This is a genomic window from Oceanobacillus profundus, assembly GCF_003515705.1.
In the GTDB taxonomy this organism is placed as follows: domain Bacteria; phylum Bacillota; class Bacilli; order Bacillales; family Amphibacillaceae; genus Oceanobacillus; species Oceanobacillus profundus.
In genome coordinates, this window is the sequence record NZ_QWEH01000016.1 from 75,459 (window position 1) to 94,504 (window position 19,046).

Annotated in this window: 18 protein-coding genes; 13 read left to right on the forward strand and 5 right to left on the reverse strand. The window is 32.8% G+C overall.

All coding sequences use genetic code 11. The annotated features are described in order from the left end of the window. The first annotated feature begins 91 nt into the window (after positions 1 to 91). Positions 92 to 1,483 (forward strand): 23S rRNA (uracil(1939)-C(5))-methyltransferase RlmD, encoded by a 1,392-nt coding sequence (gene rlmD / locus D1B32_RS18685; RefSeq protein ID WP_118890133.1) that lies wholly within the window; start codon positions 92 to 94, stop codon positions 1,481 to 1,483. Positions 1,484 to 2,800: 1,317 nt separating this feature from the next. Continuing rightward, positions 2,801 to 3,031: a hypothetical protein gene (locus D1B32_RS18695; RefSeq protein WP_095312661.1), complete on the forward strand. Its 231-nt coding sequence runs from the start codon at positions 2,801 to 2,803 to the stop codon at positions 3,029 to 3,031. A gap of 234 nt (positions 3,032 to 3,265) precedes the next feature. Here the strand turns inward: D1B32_RS18695 and D1B32_RS18700 are convergent, their stop codons facing one another. Then, complete coding sequence (locus D1B32_RS18700; protein WP_240033839.1) at positions 3,266 to 4,141, reverse strand: HD domain-containing phosphohydrolase; 876 nt, start codon at positions 4,139 to 4,141, stop codon at positions 3,266 to 3,268. Positions 4,142 to 5,097: 956 nt separating this feature from the next. Between D1B32_RS18700 and D1B32_RS18705 the strand changes: the two genes are divergently transcribed. The 6 genes from D1B32_RS18705 to D1B32_RS18730 all read left to right on the forward strand — a co-directional run bounded on the left by D1B32_RS18705 (position 5,098) and on the right by D1B32_RS18730 (position 10,908). Beyond that, a complete protein-coding gene (locus D1B32_RS18705; protein WP_118890135.1) occupies positions 5,098 to 6,399 on the forward strand; it encodes a coiled-coil domain-containing protein in 1,302 nt (433 codons plus the stop codon). Positions 6,400 to 6,419: 20 nt separating this feature from the next. After that, positions 6,420 to 7,619 (forward strand): beta-ketoacyl synthase N-terminal-like domain-containing protein, encoded by a 1,200-nt coding sequence (locus D1B32_RS18710; protein WP_095312665.1) that lies wholly within the window; start codon positions 6,420 to 6,422, stop codon positions 7,617 to 7,619. A gap of 2 nt (positions 7,620 to 7,621) precedes the next feature. Next, positions 7,622 to 9,070: a sensor histidine kinase gene (locus D1B32_RS18715; protein WP_095312667.1), complete on the forward strand. Its 1,449-nt coding sequence runs from the start codon at positions 7,622 to 7,624 to the stop codon at positions 9,068 to 9,070. 20 nt (positions 9,071 to 9,090) lie between these two features. Continuing rightward, positions 9,091 to 9,600 (forward strand): DNA-binding transcriptional response regulator, encoded by a 510-nt coding sequence (locus D1B32_RS18720; protein WP_095312669.1) that lies wholly within the window; start codon positions 9,091 to 9,093, stop codon positions 9,598 to 9,600. Positions 9,601 to 9,997: 397 nt separating this feature from the next. Beyond that, entirely contained in the window at positions 9,998 to 10,324 is a 327-nt protein-coding gene (locus tag D1B32_RS18725) for a hypothetical protein (protein WP_095312670.1), read from the forward strand. Beyond that, positions 10,315 to 10,908, forward strand: a complete 594-nt coding sequence (locus D1B32_RS18730; RefSeq protein ID WP_095312673.1) for a hypothetical protein — start codon at positions 10,315 to 10,317, stop codon at positions 10,906 to 10,908. Before D1B32_RS18725 ends, D1B32_RS18730 begins: the two co-directional genes overlap by 10 nt. Here the strand turns inward: D1B32_RS18730 and D1B32_RS18735 are convergent. The 4 genes from D1B32_RS18735 to D1B32_RS18750 all read right to left on the reverse strand — a co-directional run bounded on the left by D1B32_RS18735 (position 10,881) and on the right by D1B32_RS18750 (position 13,458). Beyond that, positions 10,881 to 11,399 carry a hypothetical protein gene (locus tag D1B32_RS18735; RefSeq protein ID WP_118890136.1) on the reverse strand — a complete coding sequence of 173 codons (519 nt, stop codon included), beginning with the start codon at positions 11,397 to 11,399 and terminating at the stop codon, positions 10,881 to 10,883. The two genes, D1B32_RS18730 and D1B32_RS18735, sit on opposite strands and share 28 nt — an antisense overlap. Positions 11,400 to 11,411: 12 nt before the next feature. Then, on the reverse strand, positions 11,412 to 11,819 hold the full coding sequence (locus D1B32_RS18740) for an EndoU domain-containing protein (protein WP_187393180.1): 408 nt from the start codon (positions 11,817 to 11,819) through the stop codon (positions 11,412 to 11,414). Then, positions 11,797 to 12,042: an SAR2788 family putative toxin gene (locus tag D1B32_RS18745; protein WP_187393181.1), complete on the reverse strand. Its 246-nt coding sequence runs from the start codon at positions 12,040 to 12,042 to the stop codon at positions 11,797 to 11,799. The genes D1B32_RS18740 and D1B32_RS18745 overlap by 23 nt, the downstream gene beginning before the upstream one ends. Positions 12,043 to 12,516: 474 nt before the next feature. After that, positions 12,517 to 13,458, reverse strand: a complete 942-nt coding sequence (locus D1B32_RS18750; protein ID WP_095312694.1) for a helix-turn-helix transcriptional regulator — start codon at positions 13,456 to 13,458, stop codon at positions 12,517 to 12,519. A 118-nt stretch (positions 13,459 to 13,576) separates the two neighbouring features. Between D1B32_RS18750 and D1B32_RS18755 the strand changes: the two genes are divergently transcribed. From D1B32_RS18755 to D1B32_RS18775, 5 genes are all read left to right on the forward strand, one after another. Beyond that, positions 13,577 to 14,149: a dihydrofolate reductase family protein gene (locus D1B32_RS18755; protein WP_095312696.1), complete on the forward strand. Its 573-nt coding sequence runs from the start codon at positions 13,577 to 13,579 to the stop codon at positions 14,147 to 14,149. Positions 14,150 to 14,696: 547 nt separating this feature from the next. Continuing rightward, positions 14,697 to 15,533, forward strand: a complete 837-nt coding sequence (locus tag D1B32_RS18760) for an undecaprenyl-diphosphate phosphatase (protein WP_095312698.1) — start codon at positions 14,697 to 14,699, stop codon at positions 15,531 to 15,533. Positions 15,534 to 16,264: 731 nt separating this feature from the next. Beyond that, a complete protein-coding gene (locus D1B32_RS18765) occupies positions 16,265 to 16,675 on the forward strand; it encodes a DUF4064 domain-containing protein (protein ID WP_095312700.1) in 411 nt (136 codons plus the stop codon). Positions 16,676 to 16,948: 273 nt separating this feature from the next. Beyond that, entirely contained in the window at positions 16,949 to 17,608 is a 660-nt protein-coding gene (locus D1B32_RS18770; protein ID WP_118890138.1) for an ArsR/SmtB family transcription factor, read from the forward strand. Between the two features lie 19 nt (positions 17,609 to 17,627). Then, complete coding sequence (locus D1B32_RS18775) at positions 17,628 to 18,926, forward strand: MFS transporter (RefSeq protein ID WP_118890139.1); 1,299 nt, start codon at positions 17,628 to 17,630, stop codon at positions 18,924 to 18,926. Positions 18,927 to 19,046: the final 120 nt, after the last annotated feature.

The following is a 19,046-nucleotide window of genomic DNA, read 5'->3' on the forward strand; positions in this document are numbered from 1 at the left end:
TCCGCTTTGCCGGTGGGTACTTATTTTACTGCTTGCTGAAGAGGAAATAGGATAAAATAATTATAAATAATGTAATTGAAGGAAGATATAAATGGTAAAACAAACCACACCGGTGAAAAAAAACGAGACAATCACACTACGCTTTGAAGACCTGACTCATGAAGGCAATGGTGTTGGAAAAATTAATGGTTATCCATTATTTGTTCCAAACGTACTGCCAGGGGAAGAAGCGATTGTAAAGGTTGTAAAAGTAAATAAAAATTTTGGTTTCGGAAAATTAATGGAGCTTACCAAGTCAAGTCCTGAACGAGTGGAGCCAACCTGCCATGTACATTGCGGTGGTTGTCAGCTACAGCATATGAGCTATAAGCTTCAGCTTGATATGAAACAAAACCAAGTGAAGAATGTGATGAAGAAAGTTGCCCATCTTCCGCATGTACCAATTCATCCAATTATGGGGATGGAGCATCCATATCATTATCGCAACAAAGTACAAGTCCCTGTTGGAGAGAAGAACGGTGAGCTTATAGTTGGCTATTACCAAAAACGAAGTCATCGAATCGTTGAAAATATGGACACATGCAGTATTCAAGCTGAGACAATCAATGAAATTCTGCCAGTAGTTAGACAGCTTGCTAACCAGCTTGGGATTGAACCTTATCAGGAAGAAAACCATCGTGGGGACCTTAGACATATTATGATTCGAACCGGTCATGCAACCAATGATGTCATGATTGTGCTCGTTACCCGGACGAATAGATTGCCAAATAAAGATGTCTTAATTGACGAGTTAACGAGACGATTCCCTCAGATTAAATCGATTGTTCAAAATGTAAATGAAAAGCGTACAAATGTCATACTTGGTGAGAAAACAAAAGTGCTTTGGGGCGAAACATATATTTACGATAAAATCGGCGATATTACTTTTGCGATTTCAGCTAAGTCTTTTTATCAAGTAAATCCAATACAGACGAAGGTGCTTTATGACAAAGCATTAGAGTTTGCAAACATTGGAAGCGATGATGTTGTCGTTGATGCATACTGTGGTATCGGCACAATTTCTTTATTTTTAGCGCAAAAGGCGAAAAAGGTTTACGGAATTGAAGTTGTTCCAGATGCTATTGCGGATGCAAAAAAGAATGCTGCACTTAATGGAATTACGAATGTTGAATTTACAGTAGGACAAGCTGAAAAAGTAATGCCAAAATGGAAAGAACAGGGCCTTACTCCAGACGTTATTGTAGTTGATCCACCACGTAAAGGCTGTGAAGCTGATTTCTTACAAGCAATGATCGATATGGAACCACAGCGGATTGTATATGTATCCTGCAATCCATCAACATTGGCAAGAGATCTTCGTATTTTAGAGGATGGTGGCTACGTGACGAAGGAAGTGCAGCCTGTAGACATGTTTCCTAGTACGAATCATGTGGAGGCTGTTACGTGGTTGGAGAAACGCTGTAGATCAATAATAAACACCTGACTGTCAAAATAAACATCTGCTACTCCCACCACCGATTTCGTAATAATAAACATTTGCTTTTTCAATATAGATCCAATAATTTCTCGGGTTTTCCTCATCAGGAGCCCGAGTTTTTTCATGTCTTTTCCAATATCTTTTCAATGCAGTTATGTTCCTAAATCCTTGTCATTACTGGGTTTATCCAATATCCAATTCAATAATAAATCAATACTCATTCAATATTTTCTCTTTATTTTATCCCTCTTTTCTCCACTATCTTTTCTAGAATTTTTCCTTATTCCATTCCCAAAACTTTATTCCAACTTCGAAAAAACCATGAAAAAACAGCCGAAAAAGGCCGGAAAAACGGTCATTTTTGATTCGAAAAACGTCCGAAAAGGGGGTTCCGTAGCAAAACTTTATTATAACTCAAACGGTGGAATGCGGGTTGGAGGGGCGGAAAAAAGCAGGAGTTTATTATGGTTGTACAAACGCTTTGTCTAACTAAAATAAACATCTGCTCGTCAAAATAAACATTTGCTATTCCGACCCTGATTTCGTAATAATAAACATTTGCGAATTCGGGGTCTTTTCATGCCGAACCCCTTGTCCTGTCTATCTTTTCTCGATTTATTCTTCTGTCCATTACTCCCAAAACTTTATTCCAACTGTCCGAAAAAGGTGAAAAAAACAGGTGGAAAAGAGCGGGAAAACGGTCATTATTGAACCAAAAACCCTTCAAAACGGGGGTTCGGTAGCAAAACTTTATTTTAACTCGAACAGTGGAATGCGGGTTTGAGGTGGGGGATTTCGGAGGAGATTAAATTAACGTCACATAGTAGAGAAAAGAAGTGAAGTTTGGTTTGTAATATTTCCAACCTAGTCTTAGAGATAGAAGAAAAGAGTAAAGTATTTCTGTTGTTTTACAATGCAACTTTGCTAAGAGTGTAACTGTAGAATAAAATATCAAATCTAAGTGGAAGCTGTTGTCTAGTCACAAAAAAGTGAGTAACTAACAATAAAAGATAGAAACTAACTAAAAAAGATGTATACTAACTAAAAAAGTTAGAAACTTCTTTTGGATGAATAAAAGTAGCTGTATTGGTAATAATTAAAATACTCCTTGTAGAACTATCATTACTATATTTCTACAAGGAGTAATAAAACTAGTTAGTGTATCCAGCACTAATTATCTATTAGCTTAAGAAGGATGTTTGTTATAAAATTGGGCTTTAGTTAAAAAATTCCATTTAACTAAGCTCTCTTTGTAACGGACTTTTTTTATTAGGTTTTTAAGATAATTAGTGTTTTTTAATACAAATTTTTAGGAGGATTAGAATGGCGAAGCGAAACAGGGGGACAACGAAGAAAAAAATAGAAAAGTGGACTTTGGAAGGTAGAGGACAAGGCGTGAGGGAAGATTATAAGCCGTGGTTAACAATACAAGATGTCCCTTCAGAAGGGATGCAGAAGATAGTATATGTATCGAAGCTTTTCAGGTTTGTTTATATCCTAAAAAGAAAAAGGAGATATTTTATAGAAGTATTGGAATATCTACTGAGGATTTAGTTATCTGTTAAAATATAATGCATAAACCAGTAATTCCGCCGTCTGCCACACTGGTCGGTTTCTAGCCCATAAACTGTAATAACCCGCCAGGTATAAGCAGGGAATTACTCTTGAAACCCCATCGTAATTCCCTGCTTATACCAATAATTGAATCGCCAAGACCTTTATTTAATACCAACGCGTGCTTTTGGAAATAAAAGTTAATAATGTTTAGTGGAGGGAAGCTCTTAACAATTATTGGATCATATATTCTGGAATCGTAATATCTTCCAGAACCTCTATAAAATTTTTAACTAGATTCCCGTCAAATTGTTTCCAAGAACCTCTTTCTAATTCTTCATATGCTTCCTCGTAGCTTAATCTTTGTTTATAGTTACGTTGATCAAACACCATAGTGTCGAAAGCATCACACAGAGAAATAATACGCCCCTGAATAGTTATTTCATCTCCTAACAAACGACGAGGATACCCTGTTCCGTCCCATCTTTCGTGATGATCTCTAATATACCTTGCAGCGTTCGTTAATCCTAAGTGCTTTCTTACAATTACATTTCCTACGTGAGAGTGGCTTTGAATAATAGTATATTCTAGTTCAGTTAATTTACCAGGTTTCATTAAAATCTTTTTTGAAACCCCCATCTTACCTATGTCATGTAACAAAGCAGCTATGCGTAGATCTTCATTATAGCAGTTCACTTTCTTAGCTAAAGCGCTAGAAAGAAACATTACTCTTAGGGAATGATATTTGTATAATTGAATGATTTCATTATCTTGAGCAATTTCGTAAAAAAGTGCTTCAGGATCATTTCCCCCACTGCGCAATTCTTTTTTATCCAGAGTTGAAGAGTCTTTGATAATACGATCCTCTTTTTGCCTAAGGGAGAATTTTTCATTTACTTGCTTCAGTATTTCACTAAACGGCATTTTTTTCTCTCTCTTTTCAGAAATAAAGGTAGCAACTTTTAAATCCTCTTCATTAAATACCTTTTTGTCATCTTCAACGGGGACATAGTAATTGGATTTATTTTCCAACTCGTTAAACCATTTTTCTATAGAAAGCGCATTTTTTCCTAATTGAGAAGATAAGTCCTGTAAGTTGTATTTAACCATTTAAAACGGCTCCTTTATGAAAATGAGTTGATAATAATTTGCATTATAACATACTTGGTGTTGTTAAAAATAGAGAAGTTGGGGATCTCGCCATTATATAAAGAAGTTTAGAGAACCATAGAGTAGCATTCTATATTTACAAACGAGCTATGTACAGTATCTAGTTAGATAGATGAGATTTTCAAGCTATCCAATTACATATTTATGATTAACTGATTTTAGCGGAGGAGGATATCTACCTATAAATAAATATATACTAGTTAAAAAGTCACTTTGAAATGCCGATAATAGTATTAATAAGAATAAAAAGGGAGGATTATCTGTGTTTCCTTATTTGTAAGGACGGGTTGTAATATATAGTTTTAGACTATCGAATTAAGTTGCCAGGAAGGAATCTAGTAATCGAGAGAACATTTTCAAAAACTTGGATACCTATAGAAAATTACAAGTTTATAGTTGATTGATTCTTGTTCTCCCTCAAATATACTACATATTTTCTTGAGGTTGTCCCTCAGATAACGAGTGAAAGTCAACTACTTGGATAGCAGATTGTACTGTTTCTAAGATTCACTCCTCACATATGATAATCTGGGTATCATTATATCAGTTTAGAACGTTTGGCTTCTGTGTATCTTATCGTAGCTTATATACAACAGAACATTTTTATGAAGAGAGCCATTTATAAATTTATAATTAAATGTTCGTTCAATGACAAACATAAGCTTGTAGATACTCCTCACTTACAATTAAAGCCCATTTCTAATTCCCAAGTAATTCGGATTAATGAAAGGAGTCGAGGTATAGCTCTAAGGATTGAATTCTGGTATACTTCATGATTTCCTTATAGGTATATATGGTATTAATTTTTTATAATATCATTGGATGAATAGGTATTAAATTTAAGCTGAAAACAGAAAAATCATAGGAAGAACTTTTTTATAAAGGGAGGTTAAAAGATGGAATTTAGTATTTTTATATTAATCATAGGAAGTCTACTACTTCTTCTCTTCGTATCATTACTCATAATTGGGAAATTCATAAGATCGCTTGAGAAAAAAATGTTGCTTTTTGAAAAAAAGATGGTAGGAACGGATGTAGAAAAGGTAAGAAAGCACCAAGATAATATTGAAAATTTATACTCTAAAATCAATCAAAAATACTTTGAAATTGAAAAGAATCAAGATGACTTAGTGAAGGATATAAAAAAATTCAGGCAGAACACTTTTGATTACAATTCTCTACAAGGAGATATGAAGTCTACTCATAACCGTCTAGAGTCTTTGGAAATGAAAATAGACGATTTATTGAAGGAAAGGGATATTAGAAATAGTATTAGTGTAAACAATACCTATTTAACAGAAATAAAATCTGATGTAAAAGAATTAATTCGAAAAATAGACCTAAACAATGTAAACATAAAACCAAAAACTGCTGTATCTCTGAATGTCGATGAAGAGCAACAAACAGCAACAAGCGATGGCTTAACTTCGCATATTAAATCGTTATTTTTAGATACTAATAAATTAAAAAATCATTTATTATCTAAGGATTCAAAATGGAATGTAAAACAAGTAGAAGTGATGTTTAGTAGTCTATTAGAGAGCATCTCGGAAATGGAACAAAATATAGTTACAGACCTTTATAAGCAAAGCAATAATGCAGTTACTTTAAATGAAAATTATAAATACATGGAAGAGAAAATAGTAGATATTCATCAAATGATGAAATATACTCAAAGTTTCACTAATGAGTATTCTACAGAAATTAAGAAAGACTTAGAAAATATCGCGCGTTTTGTTTCTCCTCTGCAATCTAATGTAATGCATAGCTTAAACGAGTCTATAAGAGAACTAAACGCTATAAGAGAAGATATGAAGCTTTCTGATAACCTTTCATCTTCAGGAAAAGTTAGCGGCAGTGAATACATGATTATAAAAGAATCACTAGATGCCCTATCTGAATATATTAGCATTTCTCAACAACAATTATTTAATGTATTAAATTATAATAATGAGAATTTAAGTGCCGAAAATAAAAAGGTTTTAAAACTTTTAGAAAACAATCAGAAAAACTTAAAAGGTTCTGAAGATAAATTAATTAACTATCTATCTTTTATTTATAAAGCGGTTGAATCGCAAACCAATAAAAATATGGATATGACTCTAATTAAAAAAATAGAAAATCTACGAAGTAGTATAGATGATCAAAAGGCAGAATCGCAAAAATATTTCACAACTTTGTATAAAACACTGACTTAGTAAGAGAGAAGGATTAAAGTATGAGCAAAATAGTGATAACAGGGTATGGAGTGGCTGTACCGGGGAGCACTAACAGCAAGCAGTTTGAACAGCAATTGAGGAATGGAAGACACGGACTCGAAATGATGAAAGATGACTTAGTCACAAGGAATAAAACATTAATACTTGGATATTTAGACAATAAATCATTTGAAAGAGAAGAGAAACTCTATAAAAAATATCCTAGAGTAGCAAAGGTTCAGATTAACACAACAGAAGAAGCTTTAGAAATGTCAGGTTTAGAGGTCTCTAGTGAGAGAACTGGCGTATTTATCGGAACTTCTTTGGGAGGAACAGAAGGTTATGAAGCAAGTATTGCTTTATCAAGTAGAGGCGACTATAAAATTTTTCCCACCTTTGCTTGCGGACAAACAAATTACCAAAGTACAGCTTCAGCTATTAATGGCCATTTCTCTTTGAAAAGTATTGCCAAGACTGTTTCAACAGGTTGTACGGCAGGATTAGAGGCATTAGAAAGCGCGATTTTATATATAAGAAGTGGGATGATAGACAATGCAATAGTTGGGGGAGTCGATATAGCAAATACCGCAAGTCTCATATATGCTTTTAGTAAAATACGCGCTATTCCACTTGGCAGAGATTTTGAAGCATCCGGAATACCATTCAGTGAGAATAGTAAAGGATTTGTCGCTGCGGAAGGCTCAGCTAGTATTGTTATAGAAAAAGAAGAAGATGCGATTAGAAGAGGAGGCACTATTTTAGCAGAAATAGATGAAGTTAAAAGTAACAATGACGGGTTAGGTGTATTTGGGAGCGATCATACTGGTAACAGTATGTATGAGTTATGTAAAGAAGTAGTAGGCAATAAAAACCCTGATTATGTAAACAGCCAAGCACTGGGGTTACGTGCTAATGATGAAATTGAAAGGTATACTCATAATAAATTATTTGGTAACAAAATTCCAATAACATCTATTAAAGGTATGGTCGGACATTCCTTTGGAGCTTCTGGGTTAATTCAATTAATTGCAACTTTAATAGGAATGAAAGGAAACTTTATACCATACACAGCGAGAACTGATAAACATGGATTCGAAGAATTAAATATTGTTGATGGTTTTAAAACTAGTGATGTCTCTGAAGTTTTGATTACTTCCCACGGTTACGGTGGAAATAATTCTATCGCTTATATTAAAAAATATAAAGCGGGGGTTGAATAATTTTGATTTTTTCAATTCTTATTTTTATAATCGGTTTAATCCCAATACTGTTAGGATATTCTTTGTTTCATTTATATGAAAAAAGTAAATTAACTTTCTTGATTTTTTTGTACATGTTATGCATCACTTTCTGGCAAATTGATATCTCAATACTTTACATGGTATACCCAGCTGTAGATGAAGATATTGTTACTTTATTGTTTAGATTTTTTAGGCTAGGACCAATTGCAGCACTTCCTTTAATTTTATATATTACTTATGAAATATATAATAGTTCTGTCATTAGGAATAACAAGATCTTGGACAAAATAGCAAAACTAATTTTAAATAAAAAAGTAATTATCGTATCGTTTATAAGCACAGGAATTGTATATGGAATTAATTGGACACGTTATGGTATAGACCATTTGCAGAAACTAGAAAATAGTCAGTTAAATTTGGATTATTACTATCCAGTCTATGGGAGATTAGCATTAAGCTTTAATTTACATTTACTCATATTGCTATTATTACTAATATTACTTGCTTTTGTAAGCCATAGTATTGAAAATAATAAAATGAGATCGTTTATGACTACATTAGTTATATCATCCTTGTTGCTCTTCATTTTAGGTCTGACAAATTTTATACCTAGTTATCAGGTGTTAATAAGCAGTATTGCTGTATTAATTTATTCTATTTTAATTCTTCTATCGTTTATAAAAATGTATAATGATTTTAACCATCAATATTTAAATGTTGTTCAACGGCAAAATAAGTTGGATTATATAGGAAACATGACTGCAAGTTTGATACACGAAGTGAAAAACACTTTATCCATTATTAAGGGCTATTCAGAGATAATTCCTTCTATCCAAAAGTTAGAACCACAAACGGATAAGATGATGAAAGATGTCATTGCCTCAAGCAAGCAACTGTCTAATTTAGTAAATGCTTATAATGAATTTTTAAGGAACGATATGGATATGGAGATGAAAAGTGAAAATATAATAAAGTGTATTGAGGTTGCAAAACAGATGATGGGAAAAAAGTTGCAAGAGAATGAAGTACTCGTGGAAATTAATTCAAATAAGAAGGTAGTAAATGCGTATGTAAATGAGACTTATTTCACTCAAACTTTAATAAATCTAATAAAAAACGCTATAGAGGCAACTCCTCAAGATAGAGAGAATAAAGTGATTAAATTAGATGTAACAGAGTATGATAGTAATAAGGTTATAATAGATATGTATGATTCTGGAGAGGGGATCCCCCCTGAAAATTGGGATAAAGTTTTTTTACCCTATAATAGCACTAAAACGGAGGGGACGGGGCTGGGGTTACCTTTTTGTAGTAAAGTAATATTCTCACATAGAGGATTTATAGATATCATAAACAGTACTTCAGAAGGAACGCATTTTAGAATACAGTTACCCCGGAATAAGTTTATTGAAATAAATAAAGATAGTTAAATTATTTAGGAGTGAGTGAAATGAAAAAGAAAAAAGTACTGGTAATAGAAGACATAAGCCAAATGTTTATATTGTATAAATATTGCTTAGACAATTATTTTGAAGTGGTTCATGGAAAAAGCTTTACTGATATTCAAAACCTATCAGATAAAGACGAGGTAGTAGTAACTATATTAGATTATCACATGCCGGGTGAAAGTTTCGACAATATATTAGACTATATTGATGAAAACTATATTAACACAAAAAAAGTATTAATATCTGGCCATGCAGACAGTTTAGGACTGGAGCAGAAATATGGTGATCGACTAGATGAAGTTTTTTCTAAGCCATTAGACGATTATACGAAGCTAGCTGATTATTTAGTAGAGTTAGTTGGCCTAGAAAAGGTAGCAGAAGATTCATCTTCAGTAAATAATGATGCGGAATTGGATAAAATACAAATTGATGACACTCGAAAAAAAGTGTTAACAGAGAAAGATATTAAAGATGATTTGTTAAATAGAGAGTTTAACTTAGATAAGTCATAAAGATAAAATGGAGGGTATAGCACTATCAAGTAATGGAATGGTCACCCGATTGTACTTTAACAATCAGTAATCAAAAATAATATCTTTGAATTAAGTATGCTTCTTTTGATATCTTTATTAACGAGTTAAACAACAAAAACAAGAAGAAATTGCACCCTTTACGAGTAAACTAAGTGTTGAAGAGGGTGTTTTTTAATGTCTAAAAGAAGCCATCTATACCTTGTATTACGTAGTAGACACATACTACCTAACACATAATTCGATTTAATAAATTGATAAAAATTTTAATTTTTATAGGATTATTATAATGTAGTGTCGAAGAATGTATTAAGGTGCTATTTTCTCTGTAAGTATTAATAAAATAATTGTCATCTGAATAATTTTTAAGGAGATGAAAATGAGTAAAAGATCTGCAACAGAAACAATTCTTGGATATGTTTATCAATTTGATTACTCCATACTAAAAATACTAAATTTAGACGATTTAGATGATTCTATTACAGTTGAAGGGGTAGAAGATGTAGATATTAAGACCATATATGAAGAAATTGCTACACAATGTAAGTTTTACGCAAAAACTGAATACAATCACTCAATCATAGCAAAGCCGCTAAGGTTGATGCTAGATCATTTTAAACAAGTGAAAGAAGGTAAAAAAAAGCAGTCCAATATTATTTATATGGTCACTACAAGTCTGGTCAAGAAAAACTGGTATTGCCAATAACAATTGATTTTTTTAAAAAATATTTTCTTACATATACAAGTGATAAGGTTAGATATGAACACCATACAGAGCTTGCACTCGATAATAGAGATTTAGAAAGTTTTATTCAAAAACTTACTATCAATATCAATGCCGTTAGTTATGCTGATCAATATAAAAAGACTATTAATTCATTTGAAAATTTATTTGATTGTAGCAGTTTTCAGGCAGAACACTACTTTTATAACAATGCATTAAAAGTAATAAAAGATCTTGCAATCCAAAATATGGTGGAGAATAGACGAATATCTAAAAGAGAATTTCTAGAAAAGATAGATAACAAAAAGTTATTATTTAATGAATGGTTTGTTGCACTAAAAGGAAAAAAGCAATTTCTAGCTGAGCTTAGAAAAGAATACTTTACAACTTTAAACTCTTCTCATTTTGAAAGGTTTTTTCTAATTGAAATTGATGAGAGTAATTATTTGCGTTCTAGTTTAAAGGAATTATTATTCTTGATTTCAAGGAAGTGGTCAAATTTATCTAGAAGGGCTCCTATACCATTCTGTCCTTATGTTTATATACATAATATTCCTGCTTTATAATCTTGTACGAAAGACGAATAGGAACTTTCCTCCGAAAAAGAAAATTGATTATTGACGATAAATTCTCCAAATGCTAAGAATCCCTCTATTATTGCTTTCGAATACTCATCTTTAGGAATTGTATTTGAAATTTGATTGTCTTTACTTGATGTATTATTAATACAAAAAGTAAATCCTGAGTTATTGGTTAATATCTTAACTTCATATAAGGAATCTAAAATTGATATTTCATACTCTTTATTTCCTGGTGTTAATATAGGTTCAACTAATGTTTGCCATGTAAATAACAAATCTGTTGTTTCCATGTTTTCGGTTAGGATAACTTCAGAGTTGCATTCTAATCTGATTGCTCCTTCTAGATAATCATGGTCATTTTCATCTAAGGTTTGATTCACTAAATCACCAGATAATGGATTATTAATTGATAAAAAAGTAGACTTGTGACCTATGTTGATATTTGTATCCTTAATCAAAGTTTCAATCTTTAGCATATTATCACCTCATTAAACTGGATATGCTGATTTTACATACCCATCTTTCCCTATATTTACTTTATATTTTATTCCATTTATAGTCTTATAAACATTAACAGAGTTTCCTTTTTTAAGAGCATTTCCAATGGTAGTTTTATTACTGTTAATAACATTAGTAACAATGTTTTTTACACCATTGACACTTAAACTAGGGTCAAACATGGATTTCCCACCTTTTCCTGTCCAATAATTTGGGTGGTGGTTTTGTAGAATATGTTGCATTTTAGCCTTAGTAAAATAAACATTTTTTCCTCCAGCTTTAATGGTTGCATTAGAAAAATTGACTGTTGCTTTCTTGGCAGCATCTTTAGATTTCGCTTGGAATGTTTTTTTACCAATTTTTAAAATGGCTTTTTTACCAATATGTTGAACTGGCAACTTGTGAACCAATAAAATAAACAATTACAGGTAAAGCAGATGCTTCAATTTGCGTGGAGTCAACAATATATTCTTCTCCTGTGTTAAGATCAATAAAATTAAAAACATATGAATCTTCGTTTATTTCTAGGATTTCTATTTCATATTCCCCTTCAACTACTTGTCCTTCTTCGAGATATTCACTTGTCATAATGATTTCTTCTGTTTCAAATGAAAATTCCAACTCAAATTTTGCTGCAATAATTAAACCCAAAATTGGGGGGAATGGTGGTTCGGTAGCAAAACTTTATTTTAACTGAAACGGTGGGATGCGGGTTTGAGGTGGGGGATTGCGGAGGAGATTAAATTAACGCGTGTCTAATTAAAAAAGTCATTTGGCTGTAAAAATAAACATTTGCTAGTCCGATCCTGATTTCGTAATAATAAACATTTACTTTTTTCAGTCCGAATCCAATAATTTCTCGGGTTTTCCTCATCAGGAGCCCGAGTTTTTTATGCCGATTCCAATTTCAAGTTCAATACTCTTTCATCCCCAAACTGTTGTCATTACTGGATTTATCCAATATCCCACGCAATATTAAAGCAATAATAATTCAATACTTATTCAATAAAATTCATCTTTTCTCAAAGCTGTGTTTTACAGGTGAAATAATAGAAACAAAATTATTGTTGGAATATAGCTTAATAGCTCAAGATTCTAATTCTCATCTTGATACATAGCTAAAATTTCTTCAGCTTGTTTACGTAATCCAACTATTAATTCCTTTGGTTCCAAAATTCGTGCATGACTTCCAAGCCTCAAAAATAGTGATGTTATAAAATTAAGTTCACCTCTATCAATGATTGTATCAATGTATCCAGTTCCATCTTCTTGTGTGCCTACAAAACCATCGAAATAATGAACACTTTTACATTGACGGACACCTTCCACTGTTAAGATCACATGCAGTCGAACAGGGTTTTTTACCTCATGAAAGTTGAACCATTCTTTTAAATTCATGAAATCATCTTCATTTTTCTCAGCTGATAAGATTGATAGAATGCGATCTACGCGATACAGTAATATTTTTTTCTTATCATAATCGTAAGCAGGTAAGTACCATAATCCATCATGAGCATATACACCGATAGGATGGATGTGTTTTTTTCTCATTCCTGATTTAGATTCATATTGAATATGTAAATTTTTATTTTCAATAGAATGCTCTAGAATATCTTTTAAAAATGGGGTATCAATAGTTCTTTTAGGATTCCAAAAAGCAATATAAGAACGAATTTTATCCACTTTTGTTTTAGCTTCACTCTGAAGTGAACTATATAATTTATGTTCAACCGAAGTAATTTCAGAATCAAAAGGCAAGTTGCGATAGTAATTTAGAGATTGAAAAGCAAAGAAGATAGAAACAACTTCTTCTTCTGTAAATAAAATAGGGGGAAGAAGTCTACTTGTTAATACTGTATACCCTCCATTTCGTCCTTGTTCAGAGTAAATTGGCATTCCCATATCAGATAAATCTAGTATGTATCTATGTACAGTACGAATGGATATATTAAATTCATCTGCTATTTCTTGTGCTGTAAAATTTTTCTTAGCGGTGACAAACATAAGAATATCTAATAGACGCTTTGCTTTTGACATTTTGTTCACCTTTTTTCAATTAATCATGTCATTACTTGTCATGTTTTACGTTTAGTATAGTTTATACGTTATGATTTTATCAACAAGGAAAATCTATAAGATAAAAGGAGATAAAAATATGGCCATTAACGAAAGTGCAAGAAGAGTAATTCTGGATTTAGCAGTTACTTTAGATGGATTTATTGAAGGACCGAATGGCGAAGTTGACTGGTGCATCATGGAATCGGATATGGGTTTCATAAATTTCTTGAATCAAATTGATACTATTTTATATGGAAGAAAAAGCTACGATTTATGGGGACAATATATCCCCATAAATGATGATTCAGATAACGAAAAAGAAATTTGGAAATTGGTTCATAGTAAAAAGAAATATGTATTTTCCAGAACACAAAAAGAGTCTGATAATCAAGCGATATTAATAAATGATAACATTGTTGAAGAAGTAAATAAATTAAAGAAAAAACCTGGTAGAGATATCTGGCTATATGGTGGAGCGAGTCTTATTACAACTTTTATAAAATTAGGGTTGGTTGATGAATTTAGGTTATCTGTTCACCCTGTTATTTTAGGGGAAGGAAAACCTTTGTTTATTGACATAAAGAAGAGAGTGAATCTAAGACTGATTGACACAAAAAGATTTTACTCTGGTGTTGTTCAACTTTGCTATCACCTTAATGACAGTAATTGATAAGTTTATGCTAAGGCTGAGGTGAAAGTAAATTTTCTTCTCAACTAATGAAAGAGTAAATAATTATTAACATCCTTCCATTCTTAATGATGGGAGGATTTTTCTTACTAAATAGTCACTAGAGCTTCGGTTAAATACATAGTTGCCGAACTATATAAGCAGAGTTATCTTCGTCATTTGTAGATCTTTTTGTTCAGACTGATTTAACGCTTCAAAGTGGAAGAGAATGAAGCAAGATTATTCATTAATTTTAATTTGTCTCGTTATATCAAGGCGTGTCTGCCTAGTTCGATCTGCGAAAGTTGAGTTATCAAAGCGGAGGTAAAGATACCTTTTTTAAAATTAATATGTATTTTTTAAGACAATAGAAATATGATTTTATATGTGAATGAGATATATTTGTATTAGAGGATAGTTTTTTTATGAAAAAAATTTTACTATAGAAGATGATTCAAAAACTGTTTTTTGTTTTGAAAGAGTAAAAAAAGATTTTGAGGGTGCAAATCTTTTATGGTAATGAAATTTCAATATAAAAGGAGTTTAAAGAATGGATTTCGTTGAGTTAATAAAAGCAATAATATTAGGGTTAGTGGAGGGATTAACAGAATTCGCACCAGTATCCTCTACAGGACATATGATCCTAGTTGATGATATGTGGCTAAAGTCTACCGAATTTTTGGGACAATATGCGGCAAATACGTTTAAGATAGTTATTCAGCTCGGATCTATTTTAGCCGTTGTGATTGTATTTAAGGATAGATTTATTGATTTGCTTGGATTAAATCGTATTTTTAATAAAAAGGGTGAAGTATATAATAGGGAACATCTAAAATTAACCCACATTATTGTTGGTTTGATTCCAGCAGGGGTTTTAGGATTACTATTTGAGGACTATATTGATGAGAACCTCTTTACAACCAAAACCGTTCTAATTGGTTTATTAATTGGTGCCTTCTTTATGATTGCAGCGGATTTACTTCGTTCTAAAAATCCAAAAGTTGTATCTGTGGATCAAATAACTTATAAACAAGCATTTTCAGTTGGATTAATTCAATGCTTATCATTGTGGCCAGGGTTTTCTAGGTCAGGTGCAACCATTTCAGGTGGTGTATTAGTGGGGATGAATCACCGCACAGCCTCAGACTTTACATTTATCATGGCTGTCCCAATTATGGCTGGTGCAAGTTTCTTGTCATTAATAAAAAACTGGGAGTACTTTACCTTAGATGCTTTACCATTTTTCATTGTTGGGTTTATTAGTGCATTTGTATTCGCATTAATATCTATTCGTTTTTTCCTGAAATTAATTAATAAAGTTAAATTAATCCCATTTGCAATTTATCGTATTATATTAGTAATTGTAATCTACTTTTTATATTTCTAAATCTGAAATAGGACAATACACATGATCTTATTTGTATATTAATGGAGTCTATTTCATTAAAAATTGATTTTTATTGTGCTACTGAAACACTTCCTTTTCCTATGTAATACAATAATACTTTGCTAAGCAAATAAACATCCTCTATTCTAATCCTGTCTTCGTAAAAATAAACATTTGCGAATTCGGGATCTTTTTTTATTCGATCTCCTATCCTTCCTGGCTTACCTTTGGATTTTTGTTCCTAAATCGAATCTGATCGAATCCCATTTTTAATCTAAAATCGTAATTATGGAACAATATATAAATTGTTTCGCACTACAAATAAATTCTTCTGCCCTCTGCTAAATATTTGGTAGAGTCATACAATTCTAGTTGAAGATATGTGGTTAAGGTCTACCGAATTTTTGAGGAACGGGTGATACAGATTTGTCTCTGGTTTGTTTCCACCACCAGTTTAATCGTCTTTACCAATCAAATCAAAAATCAATATCGTAAGCTGGATTCATTAAGAGGTCTAGCTTTATTTCTTCATCGAATAGTGTTTCGAACATATTTTGTCAGTTGAAACTTTTACCTTTTTATTTCGTATGAAAAGTATAACGCATTATTTTAGGGAGGTGCTTCTAATGGAATCAATTGTAAATTTTGTACACTCAATAATTACAATAACTTCCTTCCCATATGAGGAACGTGGTATTGCAGGTCAATAAAACAGAAAGGAGGGAGAGATAATGAAAAGAACAGTCGAAATTGTATTAGCTATAATTGGAATTTTAGGTTACGGACTTCTTGGAGCTTTTGGAGTTGTTATGTTAGTTCTGCAAAATAATGAAGCTATCCTCCAAGATATCGTAGAGCAAACTCCAGAAATGGGTCTTGGTGATCTGGACACTCTAATTGAAGGATTGAGTACAGGCGGATGGCTTATTCTCATTGTAGCTGTGCTGGCTATTATATTGAGTATTGTCGCTATTTTCTTAATTAAAGGTAATAAGCACCCTAAAAGTGCTGGTATTATTTTCGTTGTGACTTCTATCTTGGGTGCTGTTATTACTGTTGGATTTGGTATTTTTCCAGGCATCTTCATACTTATTGCTGGTATTATGTGCTTTGTTCGGAAACCGGCTCAACTTATTCAGTAACATAATCTTACTGGGACACTTAGTCTCTTCTTACTACAAATGCGTGGTCTAACGCCACCGCCTTTAAAAGGTATCAGCTTTTTGGTCTTTTTTAGGGTTAAGGCATGTTATGTACACATAGTTAAAAATCCCATCAAAATGCAAAGTAAAAAAAACAAGTGGTTTTCATTATTCCACTTGTTTTTTACTTCTAAATAAAGGATTGACAAAAGATAGTGGTTATGACTATAATTCAACTATTCAATAAAACACTTGAATAGTTGGTGATTTAAAATGCTAAACGAAAGAAATTTAAAAGATTTATTATATCAAGAGTTTGCAAGACTAGGTAAAAGCCTTTCCAGCCCAAAGCGTATAGAGATTCTTGATATCTTATCTCAAGGCCCAAAATCGGTGGAAGCATTGGCAAAAGCAACTACCATGTCTGTGGCAAATGTATCTCAACATTTACAAACTCTCTCTAATTCCAGATTGGTAAAGTTTCAGAAGAAAGGTAACTATGTAATCTACGAATTAGCAGATACAGCGATTTCCGGCTTTCTAAAGTGTCTGCATACTTTGTCAGAAAAGCAGTTTGTACAGGTGCAACAAATAAAACAAGAATTCTTAAATGCCAATCTTGGCATGAATGGTATTTCACTTGTGGAACTTAAAGACCGGATGGAAAAAGGTGAAGTTTTATTGTTAGATGTCAGGCCGAAAGAAGAGTATGAAAAAGCTCATATTCCGGGTGCTGTTTCGATGCCAATTGAGGAATTAAAGGAAAAACTCTCTTCTTTACCAACCCACTGTGATGTAGTTGCCTACTGCAGAGGACCATACTGTTTGATGTCAGTAGAAGCAGTAGAGCTTTTAAAGACGAGAGGAATACATGCCTTTCGTTTTGAAAGCAACGTTCAAGATTGGTATCAATTTGAAGATAGCTTAAATTAATGGAGGAAGGAGGGGTAATATGTCTCGTGAAACGAATGATTTGATCCAAAGTTATATAGATAATCCAGCGAAACAAAGACAATTATATAAACGTACATTAATCATCGTTGTTATTTCTCAAATGTTTGGCGGGGCAGGATTAGCTGCTGGAATAACAGTAGGGGCACTACTTGCTGAACAAATGCTTGGAACAAACGCATTTGCAGGGCTTCCTGCTGCTTTATTTACGTTAGGATCTGCAGGAGCTGCTTTAACAGTAGGGAGACTTTCTAACCGTTTTGGAAGACGTATGGGTCTAGCAACAGGATTTATAACAGGTGGACTTGGAGCAATAGGTGTTGTGTTTGCTGCTGTCTTAAATAGTGTATTTTTATTATTCGCTTCTCTACTTGTTTATGGTGCAGGTACTGCAACCAATTTACAAGCCCGTTATGCTGGTACAGATTTGGCTTCGAACAAACAGCGAGCAACTGCAGTGAGTATAGCGATGGTTTCAACTACATTCGGTGCAGTTGCAGGTCCCAACTTAGTAGAGGTGATGGGGAATGTTGCTCTTTCTATTGGTGTCCCAGAATTAGCAGGTCCTTTTATTTTATCCGCGGCAGCATTTATAGTAGCAGGTATTGTATTATTTTCCTTTTTACGTCCTGATCCATTCATTATAGCGTTAAAAATAAATGAAAATAAGCAAAAAACAGAACCTAAAAAAATACCTGAGAAGAATCACCTAAACAAAAAGCGAATTACAGTTGGTGCTCTCACAATGGTACTTACGCAAATTGTGATGATTGCTATTATGACAATGACACCAATTCATATGGGGCATCATGGTCATAGTTTAGGTGCAATTGGGCTTGTTATTGGCTTTCATATAGGTTCCATGTATCTTCCATCACTTTTCACTGGAATTCTTGTTGACAAGATAGGTCGAACCGCCATGGTAATTGCTTCTGGCGTTACATTACTCGCCTCAGGTATTGTAGCAGCGCTTGCCCCGGGAGATTCTATATTTCTTCTAATTGTTGCACTTTCATTACTTGGAATCGGATGGAATTTTGGTTTGATAAGTGGAACAGCTTTAATTGTTGATGCAACAGAACCTTTAACACGGGCCAAAACTCAAGGAACAGTTGATGTCTTTATAGCATTAGCAGGAGCGTCTGGTAGTGCCATGTCAGGAATGGTTGTCGCTGGTTCAAGTTACGAAATGCTATCACTTGCTGGAGGGGTTTTATCTTTAATCCTTATTCCGGTTGTGATTTGGTCTCATAAAAGTAAAGCTGTATTAACCTCGGACAAAAAAGTAAAAGAGTTATAAAAGGTATCTGTTGCAGTTGATATAACACTACGTATTCAATCTTTCTTTAAATGATTTTTTTACTTAAATATCATTTTATATCAGGGCTGGATCCAATATGGGTTCAGTCTTTTTTAAAAT